13 protein-coding genes are annotated in these 13490 nt (G+C 74.5%); 9 read left to right on the top strand and 4 right to left on the bottom strand.

Features of this window, described 5'->3' with window-relative positions:
* Positions 1–3: 3 nt before the first annotated feature.
* On the top strand, positions 4–687 hold the full coding sequence (locus HK417_RS12475; RefSeq protein ID WP_222266864.1) for a DUF4333 domain-containing protein: 684 nt from the start codon (positions 4–6) through the stop codon (positions 685–687).
* On the opposite strand, the gene HK417_RS12480 is transcribed toward HK417_RS12475, so the two are convergent.
* A complete protein-coding gene (locus HK417_RS12480) occupies positions 666–1607 on the bottom strand; it encodes a 5'-3' exonuclease (protein ID WP_222266925.1) in 942 nt (313 codons plus the stop codon). The genes HK417_RS12475 and HK417_RS12480 overlap by 22 nt on opposite strands.
* 170 nt (positions 1608–1777) lie before the next feature.
* Between HK417_RS12480 and HK417_RS12485 the strand changes: the two genes are divergently transcribed.
* The 5 genes from HK417_RS12485 (at position 1778) to HK417_RS12505 (ending at position 7394) form a co-directional block, all read left to right on the top strand.
* Positions 1778–2923: a M24 family metallopeptidase gene (locus HK417_RS12485; RefSeq protein WP_308123543.1), complete on the top strand. Its 1146-nt coding sequence runs from the start codon at positions 1778–1780 to the stop codon at positions 2921–2923.
* On the top strand, positions 2898–3374 hold the full coding sequence (locus HK417_RS12490; protein WP_222266867.1) for an Lrp/AsnC family transcriptional regulator: 477 nt from the start codon (positions 2898–2900) through the stop codon (positions 3372–3374). Before HK417_RS12485 ends, HK417_RS12490 begins: the two co-directional genes overlap by 26 nt.
* 183 nt (positions 3375–3557) lie before the next feature.
* On the top strand, positions 3558–4739 hold the full coding sequence (locus HK417_RS12495) for a phage tail sheath family protein (protein ID WP_222266870.1): 1182 nt from the start codon (positions 3558–3560) through the stop codon (positions 4737–4739).
* 46 nt (positions 4740–4785) lie between these two features.
* Positions 4786–6951, top strand: a complete 2166-nt coding sequence (locus HK417_RS12500; protein ID WP_261326486.1) for an intein-containing Rv2578c family radical SAM protein — start codon at positions 4786–4788, stop codon at positions 6949–6951.
* Between the two features lie 149 nt (positions 6952–7100).
* Positions 7101–7394, top strand: coding sequence for a DUF1540 domain-containing protein (locus tag HK417_RS12505; protein WP_222266872.1), 294 nt, complete (start codon positions 7101–7103; stop codon positions 7392–7394).
* A 39-nt stretch (positions 7395–7433) separates the two neighbouring features.
* Here the strand turns inward: HK417_RS12505 and HK417_RS12510 are convergent, their stop codons facing one another.
* Positions 7434–8285 carry a hypothetical protein gene (locus HK417_RS12510; RefSeq protein WP_261326487.1) on the bottom strand — a complete coding sequence of 284 codons (852 nt, stop codon included), beginning with the start codon at positions 8283–8285 and terminating at the stop codon, positions 7434–7436.
* A gap of 255 nt (positions 8286–8540) precedes the next feature.
* Between HK417_RS12510 and HK417_RS12515 the strand changes: the two genes are divergently transcribed.
* Genes HK417_RS12515 through HK417_RS12525 form a run of 3 tightly spaced genes read left to right on the top strand, consistent with a single transcriptional unit; the run spans position 8541 to position 11411 of the window.
* On the top strand, positions 8541–9698 hold the full coding sequence (locus HK417_RS12515) for a carboxylate-amine ligase (protein WP_222266874.1): 1158 nt from the start codon (positions 8541–8543) through the stop codon (positions 9696–9698).
* 28 nt (positions 9699–9726) lie between these two features.
* A complete protein-coding gene (locus HK417_RS12520; RefSeq protein WP_222266876.1) occupies positions 9727–10497 on the top strand; it encodes an HpcH/HpaI aldolase family protein in 771 nt (256 codons plus the stop codon).
* 47 nt (positions 10498–10544) lie between these two features.
* Complete coding sequence (locus HK417_RS12525; RefSeq protein WP_222266878.1) at positions 10545–11411, top strand: lysophospholipid acyltransferase family protein; 867 nt, start codon at positions 10545–10547, stop codon at positions 11409–11411.
* Here HK417_RS12525 and HK417_RS12530 read toward each other — a convergent pair.
* Together HK417_RS12530 and HK417_RS12535 are read right to left on the bottom strand one after the other, a co-directional pair.
* Positions 11392–12843, bottom strand: a complete 1452-nt coding sequence (locus HK417_RS12530) for a lipase maturation factor family protein (protein WP_222266880.1) — start codon at positions 12841–12843, stop codon at positions 11392–11394. The two genes, HK417_RS12525 and HK417_RS12530, sit on opposite strands and share 20 nt — an antisense overlap.
* 24 nt (positions 12844–12867) lie before the next feature.
* On the bottom strand, positions 12868–13380 hold the full coding sequence (locus HK417_RS12535; RefSeq protein WP_222266882.1) for a GNAT family N-acetyltransferase: 513 nt from the start codon (positions 13378–13380) through the stop codon (positions 12868–12870).
* Positions 13381–13490 lie beyond the last annotated feature (110 nt).

Genomic DNA, 13490 nt, shown 5'->3' on the forward strand with positions numbered 1-13490 from the left:
CGCATGAGCCAGCCGCCGCAGGGCGAGGACCCCTGGGCCCAGGGACAGGGCGGTCGCCCGCCCGCGCCCGGCTGGGGGCAGCCGTCCGGGGGATGGGGACCGCCGTCCGGGGGATGGGGTCCGCCGTCCGGGGGATGGGGTCCGCCGTCCGCCGGACCGTACGGACAGCCGGGCCCCTACGAGCCTCCCGGCCAGTACGCCCAGCCCGGCCCGTACGGCTCGCCGAGCCGGTACGGCACACCGAGCCAGTACGGCGACCCCGGTCAGTACGGGGGCGCCTACGGGCAGCCCGGCCCCTACGGCGGCCACCCCGGCCCGGCGTCGCCGTACGGCTACGGGGAGCAGCCGGCGTGGGGTCAGCCCGGGCGGGCCCCGGCGCAGCCCGCGCACGAGCCGCGCCGCAGCCTGGCCACCCTGGTCTTCCTGGCCGTGATCATCGCCGGGGTCGTCGTCTACGTGCTGACCACCGGCGCGACCCGGCTCGACCCGGACGCCGTCGAGCGGGACGTCGCGGCCCAGTACGAGCAGCGGGAGGGCGTGTCCCTCGACCTCTCCTGCGATCAGGCCATGAACGTGCGCAGCGGCCGGACCTACGAGTGCGCCGGGACGACCGGCGACGGCCGGGACGTCACGATCACGATCGAGGTGCTCAGCACCGACGGGGACTACACCTGGTCCGACCGCTGACCTGCGCCCAGGACGTCCTCCGGCCAGCGGAGGGCCGCGCCCAGCCGGCGCACCGAGCTCTCCAGGCCGTGCGCCTCGGCCAGACCGGCCAGGGAGTCGGGGTCGGCCGGACGGCGGGGCAGCTCGCCGTCGACCGGTGGCAGGTCGATGCCGGTGGCGACGGCGACGACGGTGGGTGCGGCGTCGAGGTAGTCCGACGCGGCGTGCAGCCTCTTCAGGACGGCGGCGGTCAGCGGCGCCCGGGGGACCGTCGTCCGGGCCACCGCCGCCCGGATGCCGGCCAGTGACCCGAACTCGGTGATCAGCGCGGCCGCCGTCTTGGCGCCCACGCCGGTCACCCCGGGCAGCCCGTCACTGGGGTCGCCGCGCAGCACCGCGAAGTCGGCGTACGCCCGTCCCGGGATGCCGTACTTCGCCGCGACGGCGGCCTCGTCGACGAACTCGATGTCGGTGATGCCCCGGGCGGTGTAGAGCACCCGCACCTGTCGCTCGTCGTCGACCAGCTGGAACAGGTCCCGGTCGCCGGTGACGACGTCGACCGGCCCGCGGGCCCTCGTCGCCAGCGTGCCGATGACGTCGTCGGCCTCGTAGCCGGGCGCACCGATGCGGGCCAGCCCGGCGGCGGCGAGCACCTCGACCAGGACCGGCACCTGGGGGCCCAGCTCGTCGGGGGTCTCCTCACCGCCGTCCGGAGCCAGCCGGTGCGCCTTGTAGCTCGGGATCGCGTCGACCCGGAAGGCCGGCCGCCAGTCGTCGTCCCAGCAGGCCACCAGCCGGTCGGGGGCGTGGGTGGTGACCAGTCGCGCGGTCATGTCCAGGAAGCCGCGCACCGCGTTCACCGGCCGCCCGTGCGGGCCGGTGACGCTGGTGGGCACGCCGTAGAAGGCCCGGAAGTAGAGGCTCGCCGCGTCCAGCAGCATCGTCGTCACGCCGCCATCCTCGCTGGCGCTCGTCGATGGCGTGCCTCCGGTCGTGCTGCCTCGTGTCCGGTCCGCACCACTCAACCGTTATCCCTAACAACCGGCCGTACAAACGGCTCGACCGGACGACGACCACTGGAGGGATAGAGGAGCGCGGTTAGTCTGCGCACGTGGCCGCGGACTCCTCTTCCTCCCCGCTGTTCTCCCTCGACCGGGTCCGTGCCGCCCGAGCGGTCGCCGAGGAGCTCGGTGTCGACGTGGTGGTCGTGACGCCGGGCTCGGACCTGCGCTACCTGTCCGGCTACTCGGCGCACGCGATGGAGCGGCTGACCGCGCTGGCCGTGCCCCGGCGCGGGGAGCCCCTGCTGGTCGTGCCGCGCCTGGAGGCGCCGATGGTCGACGCGTCCCCGGCCGGGGCGCTGGGTCTGGAGGTGCTGGCCTGGGACGAGACCGACGACCCGTTCGCCCGGCTCGCCGCTGCGGTCACCGCGCGGCTGGGCACGGCCCCGTCCCGGGTGGCGGTGGGCTCGCGGACCTGGGCGGAGCACGCGCTGGGCATCCAGCGGGCCCTGCCGGGCGCGACCCTCGAGCTGGCGAGCCCGGTGATCGACCGGCTGCGCATGGTCAAGACGCCGGCGGAGGTGGCCGAGCTCGCCGCCGGGGGCGCGGCCATCGACCGGGTGCACGCCCGGATGGGGGAGTTCCTCCGGGTCGGGCGGACCGAGGCCGAGGTCGGCGCCGACGTCGCCGCGGCGATCCTCGCCGAGGGCCACGTGTCGGTCGACTTCACGATCATCGGCTCCGGCCCGAACGGGGCGAGCCCGCACCACGAGCTGTCCGACCGGGTGGTCGGCGCCGGTGACGTCGTCGTGGTCGACATCGGCGGGGAGACCGCCACCGGCTACCGCTCGGACTGCACCCGCACCTACGTGGTCGGCGGGTCGCCGAGCGCCGAGGTCGCCGAGTGGTACGGGGTGCTCCAGCAGGCGCAGGAGGCCGCCACCGCCGTCGTCCGGCCCGGGGTGACCTGCGAGCAGGTCGACGCCGCGGCGCGCGAGGTCATCACCGCGGCCGGCTGGGGGGAGCACTTCATCCACCGCACCGGGCACGGCATCGGCCTGGACACCCACGAGGCGCCGTACGTCGTCGCCGGGAACGACCTGCCGCTGGAGCCGGGGATGGCGTTCTCCGTGGAGCCGGGCATCTACCTGGCCGGGCGGTGCGGTGCGCGGATCGAGGACATCGTCGTCTGCACCGACGACGGCGTCCGCACCTTGAACAGGGGTCCCCGTGAGCTCGTCGAACTCCCCGGCTGACCCGCCCGCGTCGGCGCCCGACGTCGACCGCGAGCTGATGCGCGCGCTCGCCCGGGACGGCCGGGCGAGCTTCACCGAGCTCGCCGAGCGGGTGGGCCTGTCGGTGTCGGCGGTGCACCAGCGGGTGCGCCGGCTGGAGCAGCGCGGGCTGATCACCGGGTACGCCGCGCAGCTCGACGCCAAGGCGCTGGGGCTGCCGATGGCGGCGTTCGTCTCCATCACCCCGATCGACGTGGCCCAGCCCGACGACGCGCCGGCCCGGCTCGCGCACCTGACCGCGATCGAGGCTTGTCACTCGGTCGCCGGGGTGGAGAGCTACATCCTCAAGGTCCGGGTCGCCGGCCCCGACGCCCTGGAGGCGCTGCTGCAGGAGATCAGGGCCGCGGCGAACGTCACCACCCGGACGACGGTCGTGCTCTCCACCTTCTACGAGGACCGCCCGCCGATCTGAGCGGCTCCGGGGCCCCACGGCTGTGGCGCCGGCAGTAGCGTTCGCAGATGGACCTCGATCCGGTCAGCACGAACCCCGACGCCTACCGTGTGCTCGAGTACACCGACACCCCGGGTCACCGGACCACCGCGCTGGCTCAGCCCGGGAGCACCCTCGGCCCGAGCTGAGTGCGGAGGCCCGGCGATGCCCTCGGAGCTGACTGGTCCCGGCGCCTTCATCGAGGAGCAGCCCGGTCAGGTCCACGCGATCCGACCGACGGACACGGCCACCACCGCCTTCGTCGGTCTCGCTGCGCAGGGCCCGGTCGACGACCCGACGGAGATCACCAGCTGGGCCGAGTACGCCTCCCTGTTCGGCGGTGCCACCGGGGACGGCGGCCAGCTGAGCACCGCCGTCGCCCTCTACTTCCTCAACGGGGGCCGGCGTGCCGTCGTCGTCCGCACCGCCGGCGCGGGGACGACGGTGGACGACCACGTCCCGATCGACCCGGGGTCCGGCCGCGGCCTGTACGCGCTGGACCAGGCCGAGGTGGTCAACGTCCTCTGCGTCCCGGACCTCTGCGCGGGCCCGTTCAGCCCCCAGGACCGGAGGACGGCGCTCGAGGCGTGCCTGGCCTACTGCGCGCGGCGGCGCGCCATGCTGATCGTCGACCCACCCCCGGAGTGGGACTCGGTGGCCGCCATCAGGAGCGGGACACCGCTGCTCACCGGCGCGACCGAGAACGCGGCGCTGTACGTCCCGAGGCTGACCGTCCGGGACCCGGTGACGGGGGTCGAGGTGGCCCGCCCGCCGTCGGGGGCGGTCGCCGGCGTGTGGGCACGTACCGACGCCCTCCGTGGCGTCTGGCGGGCGCCGGCCGGCGGTGTCAGCGGCACGCTGGACGGAGTGGCGGGGCTGACCGTCGAGCTCACCGGCACCGAGATCGCCGAGCTGAGCTCGCTCGGGGTCAACTGCCTGCGCCAGCTCCCCGGGGCCGGGCCGCTCGTGTGGGGTGCGCGGACCCTCCGGGGGGACTCGGCCACGAGCGGTCAGTGGACGTACCTCCCGGTGCGGCGCCTCGCCCTGCACATCGAGGAGTCCGTGTCCCGGGGGACCTCGTGGGCGGTCTTCGAGCCCAACGCCGAGCCGTTGTGGGAGCAGCTCCGACGCACCGTCGGCTCGTTCCTGCAGGGACTGTGGCGGGTGGGCGCGCTGCTGGGAGCGACGCCGGACGAGGCCTTCCTGGTCCGCTGCGGCGCGGACACCACCACGCAGCACGACATCGACCGGGGCGTGGTGAACATCGTGGTGGGTTTCGCGCCGCTGCGGCCGGCGGAGTTCGTGCTGCTGCTCATCCAGCAGGCGGCCTCGCGGACGCCGGCCTGAGGCCACGCGCGTGCTGCGCTCGACGGTCCGTCGAACATGTGTTCGAATGGTGGACATGCGGTGGGACGCGCAGAAGCTCGACCTCGAGGACCCGACGGCGCTGCCCGGGCTGCCAACGGTCCGCGGGCTGCTCAGCCGGGTCCAGGTGCCGGAGTTCCCCGGGCTGACGTTCCACGAGGTGCGCGCGAAGAGCGCCCTCAACGCCGTCCCGCCCGAGACGGCGATGCCGTTCGGCCACACGATCAACCCCTATCGGGGGTGCTCGCATGCGTGCGTGTACTGCGTCGGGGGCGACACCGGCGTCTTGATGGCGGGCGGGCGGCAGAAGCGGATCGCCGACCTGCGGGTCGGCGACCGCATCATCGGGACGGAGAAGCGGGGGAGGTACCGGTTCTACGTCGAGACCGAGGTGCTCGCGCACTGGTCGACGGTCAAACCGGCTCATCGCGTGCGGCTGGCGGACGGGACGACCCTCGTCGCCAGCGGCGATCACCGGTTCCTGACCGGCCGCGGCTGGAAGCACGTCACCGGCACAGGCAGTGGTGCTGGGCAGCGACCGCACCTCACGACGACCGACGAGATGCTGGGCTACGGCCGGACGGTCGAGACACCGAAGGAGTCTCGCGACTTCCGGCGCGGCTACCTGACCGGGATGATCCGCGGCGACGGCACGCTCACGTCCCACCGGTCCCGACGAGGAGACGGACGCGAGGGAGTCCTGCACCAGTTCCGGCTGGCACTGGTCGACGTCGACGCGCTCCTCCGCACGCAGGAGTTCCTGCTACAGGAGGGGGTCCCCACCACCCGGTTCACCTCCTCCCCGGCGTCCGAGCGGCGGCGTGCGGTGCACGGCATCCGCACCCAGCGGGAGAGGACCACGGCGGACGTCCGTGCCTTGGTCCGCTGGCCGGACTCGCCGTCGCCTGAGTGGTGTCGGGGTTTCCTGGCGGGCATCTTCGACGCCGAGGGCTCCCGGAGCGAGCACGTCCTCTCGATCACCCACGCCGACGACGACGTGCTGCAGCGGACGACGGACGCCTTCGCGATGCTGGGCTTCGGCAGCGTGCTCGAGGACCGCGGGCTGCCGAACCAGGTCCGGACGGTACGCCTGCGCGGCGGACTCGGTGCGCACATGCGCTTCATCCACCTGGTCGACCCGGCGATCCGGCGGAAGTGCACGGTGCAGGGCACCGTCATCGAGGACTCGGCGGACCTGCGCGTCGTCGCACTGGAGGACCTCGGGCTCGAGATGCCGATGTTCGACATCACCACAGGCACCGGCGACTTCATCGCCAATGGCGTGGTGAGCCACAACTGCTTCGCGCGGAGCACGCACGAATGGCTGGAGTTCGACAGCGGCACGGACTTCGACCGGCAGATCGTGGTGAAGACCAATGTCGTCGACGTGCTGCGCCGGGAACTGGCGCGCCCCTCCTGGAAACGCGAGCACGTCGCGCTCGGCACGAACACCGATCCCTATCAGCGTGCGGAGGGCCGGTACCGGCTGATGCCCGGGATCATCGACGCGCTCGCCCGTTCCGGCACGCCGTTCTCGGTGCTCACCAAGGGCACGCTGGCCCGCCGCGACGTGCCGCTGCTGGCCGCCGCCTCTCGGGACGTGCCGATCGGCATGGGGGTGTCCATGGCGATCTGGGACGACGACCTGCACACCGCCCTCGAACCCGGCGTGCCCACGCCCCGCGCGCGGCTGGACCTGGTCCGGGCGATCACCGACGCCGGGCTGCCGTGCGGCGTCTTCCTGGCCCCGGTGCTCCCAGGGCTCACCGACCGGATCGACCACCTCGAGGCGGCGGTGCGCGCGATCGCCGAGGCCGGGGCCACCGGGGTCACGGTGCTGCCGCTGCACCTGCGGCCAGGGGCCCGGGAGTGGTTCACCGCCTGGCTGGCCCGGGAGCACCCGGCTCTGGTGACGCGCTACCGCGCGCTCTACGGCCGCGGCGCCTACGTGCCGGCCGAGTACCGCACCTGGCTGGCGGGGCGGGTGGCGCCGATCCTGGCCCGGCACGGGCTGGACCGGCAGAGCGGCGGGACGGCGCGCGGGCTGGCCGGCTCCACCGGCGCCCCGGCCGGCTCCGACGCCGGGCTCCCCGGCGACCCGTCCGCGGGCTTCCCCGCGGGCAGCCTGCCGGGCGGTGCCGGGGACCGGGTCGCGGCGCCGGCCGCGCCGCCCGAGCAGCTCGCCCTCTGCTGACCCCCGGAGCAAGGGCAGCCTTTCCTCAGTCGGCACGAAGATGCAGGTCAACACGCCGATCCGGGGGAGATTGGTCGTACCCGGGGGTGTCCGCGGACCGCCTCGTAGGCGGACCATGGGACGTCCCGCCCCGACGCCCGGGAGTCCCCATGACCACCCTCGCCATGCCTGCGGTCAGCGAGTGCACCGTCGACGGCTGTTCCTACAACCACGACGGCTGCCACGCGTTCGCCATCACCGTCCGCGACCACAACGGCCACGCCGACTGCGGCACGTTCGTCCCGCTCACCCGCAAGGGCGGCCTGCCGCTCGCCGAGGCCCAGGTGGGTGCCTGCCTGCGGGCCGACTGCCGGCACAACGAGGAGCTGGAGTGTCACGCCGACGCGATCCGGGTGGGCCCGGACATCGACGGCGCCAACTGCCTCACCTACAGCCCGCGCTGAGCCGGCGCCGCCCGACCGGCCCGCCGGGGGAGGGGCCGCTCAGCCGGCCAGCCGCGCGGCCCGGTGCGTGCTGCGCAGGGCGCGGACCGCACCGCGGGGTCCCACCAGCGGCGCGCCGCCGGCCAGCGCCAGCCGGCGGTAGGAGTCGTAGGAGAGGGTGAGGTAGACCGCGGCGAGCGCCTCGGCCTGCTCGCGGTGCCGTGGCGTGGCGGTGGCCAGCAGGTGCCGGCCGGTGCCCGCGGCGTGCTTCGCGAACGTCACCTGCAGGGCCTGGCTGGACAGCTGGCCGCCGACGTGGCTGCCGATGCCCGGGCCGCGGCGCAGCGCCGGCAGCACCCACGGGCTCGCCGCCAGCGCCGGGAAGCGGTTGCGGACGGTCTCCCAGGCGTGCCAGGCCGTCGCCGCGCCGCTGACCGTCCACGAGCCGTCGTCGGTGACGACGTGCAGCCGCCGCGCGCCCGCGTGCACCTGGTCGCGGCGCAGCGCGCGGAACTGGCCGACCGTCGCGGGCCAGCGCAGCGCCAGCGCGCACCAGGCGACGGTCCGCAGGTGCTCGGGGTCCTCGCTGCGGATCTGCGTCAGCGCCCGCAGGTCCAGCGCCGGAGGGTCGGGCTCCGGCGTGGGCGCCAGCGGCAGGCCGATCCCGCCGTACCGGGCGACCTTGCTGTACAGCGCGACGGTCGCGGGCTTCCAGCCCCGGGCCTCGATCAGCGGCGCCAGTCCCTGCCCGGCCAACTCGTCGGGGCCGAGGCCCATTTCGAGGGCGGCCTCCATCAATCGACGCCACTGCGACTCGTAACCCTCCGGTGGGGACAACTGGCGCCACGCGCGCAGCGGGGGAGGGGAGGGCATCTCGGGCAGCGGCGGCTGCCATTGACCACGCATGCTCATTTGTACCGTTATCCCCAACAATTCGCTACCCATCGTCCGCGGACAGTTCTCTAGGCCGGCAGAACGGCGCCCTTCGGGCGCCGCATCAGTTGTCGCGGGATCCGGCGTGCGGTGGGGACGATGAGGAGGAGGGTATGGGGGTGCAGTGCCGAAAGGCACTGTCCTTCTTCTTAGCGCATAACTTGGGGATAACGGCGGAATGCCGCGACGAGCAGGCCGGAACGCTCGCCGTGCGCACCGCCCCCGGTGCCGGAGATGATCACTGCCATGCGGACGGTGGGGGTCGAGGAAGAGCTGATGGTGGTCACCACCGACGGGGTGCCCGTGCCGCTCGGACCGCGGGCCCTGGAGGTCGCCGCCCGGCGCGGCGAGGGGGAGACCGTCGAGGAGCACGACCGCGCCGAGCAGTCGGACACCGACGCCGGCGGCCCGGTCGCCCACCTGGTGCCGGAGCTGAAGCAGCAGCAGATCGAGCTGGGCACGCCGGTCTGCTCCACGCTGGACGACCTCACCGCGCAGCTCCGGCACTGGCGCAACCAGGCCGACGCGGCCGCCCGTGCGGCCGGTGCCCGGGTCGCCGCACTGGCCACCTCGCCGGTGGCGGTGGAGGCGGTGCCCACCAGCGGACAGCGCTACGAGCGGATGATGGCGGAGTTCGGCCAGACCGCCTGGGAGCAGCTCACCTGCGGTTGCCACGTGCACGTCGCCGTGGACGGCGACGTGGAGGGCGTCGCCGTCCTGGACCGGATCCGCGTCTGGCTGCCGGTGCTCACCGCCCTGACCGCCAACTCGCCGTTCTGGTACGACCGCGACACCGGCTACGCCAGCTTCCGCTCCCAGGCGTGGAGCCGGTGGCCCTCCGCCGGGATCAACGGGCCCTACGGCAGCCCGGAGGGCTACCACAGGCTCATCGCCGACCTGCTCGCGACCGAGGCGGTGCTGGACGAGGGGATGATCTACTTCGACGCCCGCCTGTCGGCGAGGTGGCCCACCGTGGAGGTCCGGGTCTCCGACGTGGCGCTGCGCGTCGAGGACGCCGTGCTGCTGGCCGGCCTGGTGCGCGGCCTGGTGGAGACCGCCGCCCGCGACTGGCGCGCCGGGCGGCCGGCCCCCGACGTCCGCACCGAGCTGGTGCGGGCCGCCGGCTGGCGGGCCGGCCGCTCCGGCACCACCGGCGACCTGGTCGATCCCCGCACCGGCCATCCGGCGCCGGCCGCCGAGGTGGTGGGCGCCCTGGTCGCGCACGTCCAGCCCGCCCTCGCCGACGCCGGGGACCTCGCGGCGGTGCAGCGGGGCGTGGCCGACGTGCTGCGCCGCGGCACCGGCGCCGACCTGCAGCGGGCGGTGTTCGCGGAGACCGGTGACCTCACCGCCGTCGTCCGCCGGGCCGTCGCCGCGACCCACGGACACTGACCCACCCACCCAGCCCTGAGGAGGACCCGTGACCGAGACCGCGAGCATCCGCGCGCACCTGCGCGACGCCGCCCTGAGCACCGGCGCCTGGATCAACCTGGACGACCCCCGGGTCACCCACACCATCGCCCGCGCCGGCTTCGACTGGGTGTGCATCGACCAGCAGCACGGCTACGCCGCAGGCGCCGACGGCACCGACCTGGTGGCCGCCGTCCGCGCCGCGGGCACGCCCGCGCTGGTGCGGATCTCCTGGAACCGCCCCGAGGAGATCGGCCGGGTCCTGGACAGCGGCGCGGACGGCGTCATCGTGCCGATGGTCGAGACGGCGGCGGAGGCCCGGGCCGCGGTGGCCGCCGCCCGCTACGCGCCCGAGGGCCGCCGGAGCTGGGGAGCCACCCGGAGCCCGGCGACCGCGACGCCGCCCGACGTCGCCGCGGCCAACGCGGCCACCGCCTGCCTGGTCATGGTGGAGACCCCGGCGGCCGTCGACCAGGTGGAGGAGATCGCCGCCGCCGAGGGGGTGGACGGAATCTTCCTCGGTCCCTTCGACCTCTCCCTCGCCTACGGCATGCCGATCGAGGAGCTGATCGGCGACTCCGGGCCGGAGTCGCCACTGAGCCGCGTGGTCGCGGCCTGCCGGCGCACCGGCATCACCGCGGGCGCGTTCGCCGGCACCGTGGACCGCGCCGCGGCGCTGCGCGCGCACGGCTTCACCATGCTCGCCGTCACCTCCGACGACGCCCTGATCGCGCAGGCCAGCACCGCGACGGCGGCCGAGGCCCGGGACCGGCTCCGCTGAACGGTGGGCGTGGCCCAACCACCCGGGCCGTTGGCTAGGGTCCGCACATGGACACGCCGAGCTGGGGCGACGTCGCCCGCCGGGACCTCTTCGGGCCCCGTCCCGACCCGCGGGACCGGCCCTACCGGAGCGTCGTCCGGCTGGCGCTGGTCGTCTTCCGGCTGTTCGGTTTCCGGTTCGACGTCCGGGGCGCCGAGCACGTGCCCGCCACCGGCGGCGCGGTGCTGTGCAGCAACCACGTCAGCTACTTCGACTTCACCTTCCTGGGGCTGGCCGCGCTGCCGCAGCACCGGCTGGTGCGGTTCATGGCCAAGGCCGTCGTCTTCCAGCACTGGCTCTCCGGCCGCTTCATGCGCGCCATGCAGCACATCCCGGTGGACCGGACCGCCGGCGCCGCCGCCTTCGACGTCGCCGTCCGCGCGCTCAAGGACGGCCAGGTCGTCGGCGTCTTCCCCGAGGCCACCATCAGCAGCTCGTTCACCGTCAAGGACCTCAAGGCCGGGGCCGCGCGGATGGCCGTCGACGCCGGGGTGCCGATCCTCCCGGCCGCCGTCTGGGGCGGTCACCGGATCGCCACCAAGAACCACGACGTCGTCCTGCGCCGCGGCGTGCCCGTCACCGTGATCATCGGCGAGCCGATCCACCCCGAGCCGGGGGAGAAGGTGCAGAGCGTGCTGCGCCGCACCCGGGCGGCGATGGAGGCGCTGCTCGAGGAGGCCCAGCGCAGCTACCCCGACCAGCCGGCCGACGACGCCGACCGCTGGTGGCTGCCCGCCCACCTCGGCGGCACGGCGCCCACCCCGGAGGAGGCCAAGGAGCAGGACACCCGGGACGCCGCGGGCAAGAAGATCAAGCACCCCAAGCCGCACCCCCTGATCCGGCTGAAGAAGGTCCTCACCCGCCGCGGCCGCTGATCCGCGGCACGTCCTCCCGGGTGAGCGGGCCGACCAGCACCCGCTCGAACCGGCGGTGCCACCAGGCGCCGGTGTCCCGCCGCTCGGCCCAGGTGGTGAACCGGTAGCGGTACTGCAGCACCCGGACGGCGGCCGGCGGCCGGTCCCCGAACGGCGCCGAGCGCAGCAGCCGCAGCGTCGCCGGGTCGGCGACCAGCAGCTTCTCCAGCAGGGGCCGCAGCCAGGACCGGCCGTAGGCGGGGGAGAGCGCGACGAACCACATCAGCCAGTCCAGCCGCAGGTGGTAGGGCGCCCACTGGCGCGGACGACGGCACACGTCGCCGGGCTTGCCCTTGAACTCGTACTCCCGCCAGACGGTGTCCGGGCCCGGATGCGGGTCGTCGGTGGCCTCCACGACCAGTTCCCGCCGGATCCGGGTGACCGAGCCGAAGGCGCCGTAGCTGTTCACCAGGCGCAGCGGGTCGAAGCTGGTGTTCATCCGCTGGTGCGGGGACAGCAGGTTGCGGACCGGGCCGACGCTCAGCCCGGCCACCAGGACGGCGAGCGCGATGCTGACGACCAGGAACCAGGGCGGTGCGGCGAGCTCCTCCGGTGGCTGCACCGGCAGCACCGCGGCCAGCCACCGCCCGTCCAGCAGGGACAGCGCGAGCACCAGGGTGAGCGCGTTCAGCCAGGCGAAGTTGCCGCTGACTAGCAGGTAGCCCTGGGTGATCACCATGACCGCCGCGGCGACCCCGGCGATCGGCTGGGGGAGCAGCAGGCCGAACACCACGACCAGCTGGGTGGCGTGGTTGGCCAGCGTCTCGGCCTTGTGCAGCCGCGGGCTCAGCCGGTGGAAGAACCAGCTCAGCGGGTTGGGCATCGGCTGGGTCTCGTGGTGGTAGGCCAGGCAGGTCAGGTCCCGCCAGCACCGGTCGCCGCGCATCTTGATCAGCCCGGCACCGAACTCCAGCCGGAACAGCAGCCAGCGCAGCAGCCACGGGCCCAGCGTCGGGGGCGCGACGTGCGCCGGGCCGAGGAACACGGTGAGGAACCCGGCCTCCAGCAGCAGGGTCTCCCAGCCGAAGCCGTACCAGATCTGCCCGACGTCGACGATCGACAGGTAGAGCACCCACAGCACCAGCCAGAGCGCCATCCAGCCCCACAGCGGCAGCCGGTCGGCGACCCCGGCCAGCGCCAGGGCGGAGAGGGCCACGCCGACCCAGCAGCAGGCGCGGAAGAACCGGTCCGACCAGCGCCAGTGGAAGATGCTCGGCGCCTTCCAGAAGCTCGTGTGCTGCAGGAAACGCGGCGCCGGGGTGAGACCGTCGGTGCCGATCAGCGCCGGGCCCTGCCGCAGCGCGGCGACGAAGGCGATCAGGTAGACCAGCGCGATGCCGCGAGTGAACACCCAGCGGCCCGTCCAGGCGCCGGGGTCGGCGAACCAGTCCATCGCTCCTCCTCGCCGGGGAACGGGTCAGTCGGCCGGTGCGCTCAGCCGGAAGGCCTCCAGCTCGGTGTCGTACCACCGCCGGGTGCGGCCCAGCGGCTCCATGCCCAGCCGCCGGCAGACGGCCAGCGACGGCTCGTTGCCCGGCCGGACGACGGCGTAGACCTCCACCAGCCCCTCGCCGAACGCCCGGTCCAGCACGGCGCGGGCGGCCTCGGTGGCGTAGCCGCGGCCCCAGCTGTCCGGGTGCAGGTGCCAGCCGACCTCCACCTCACCCACGCCGTTGGGCAGCGGTTTGAGCAGCACGGTGCCCGCCGGCCGGCCGCCGTCCACCGGCTCGATGGCCCAGCAGCCGTGCCGCGGGTCGAGCGCGTGCACCCGCTGCCAGCGCTCCACCAGCTCGCGCATCGACACCGTCGGCGGGCCGCCCAGCCAGCGGGTCACCTCGTCGCGGCCGTAGAGGTCGGCCAGGCGGGCGAGGTCGGCGTCGACCGTCGTCCAGGCCCGCAGCCGCAGCCGGGCGGTGCACAGCAGCTCCACCGCGGGTGGCTACCGCCGCCGTCCGGCCGGGAAACCACGTCAGCGGCCCTCCTGCAGGGTCCCGCCGCGAGCGTGCGAGTGGGGGGCCGGCGGGTCCTTCTTCAGGTCAC

This window comes from Modestobacter marinus, from assembly GCF_019799945.1.
Lineage (GTDB): Bacteria > Actinomycetota > Actinomycetes > Mycobacteriales > Geodermatophilaceae > Modestobacter > Modestobacter marinus_B.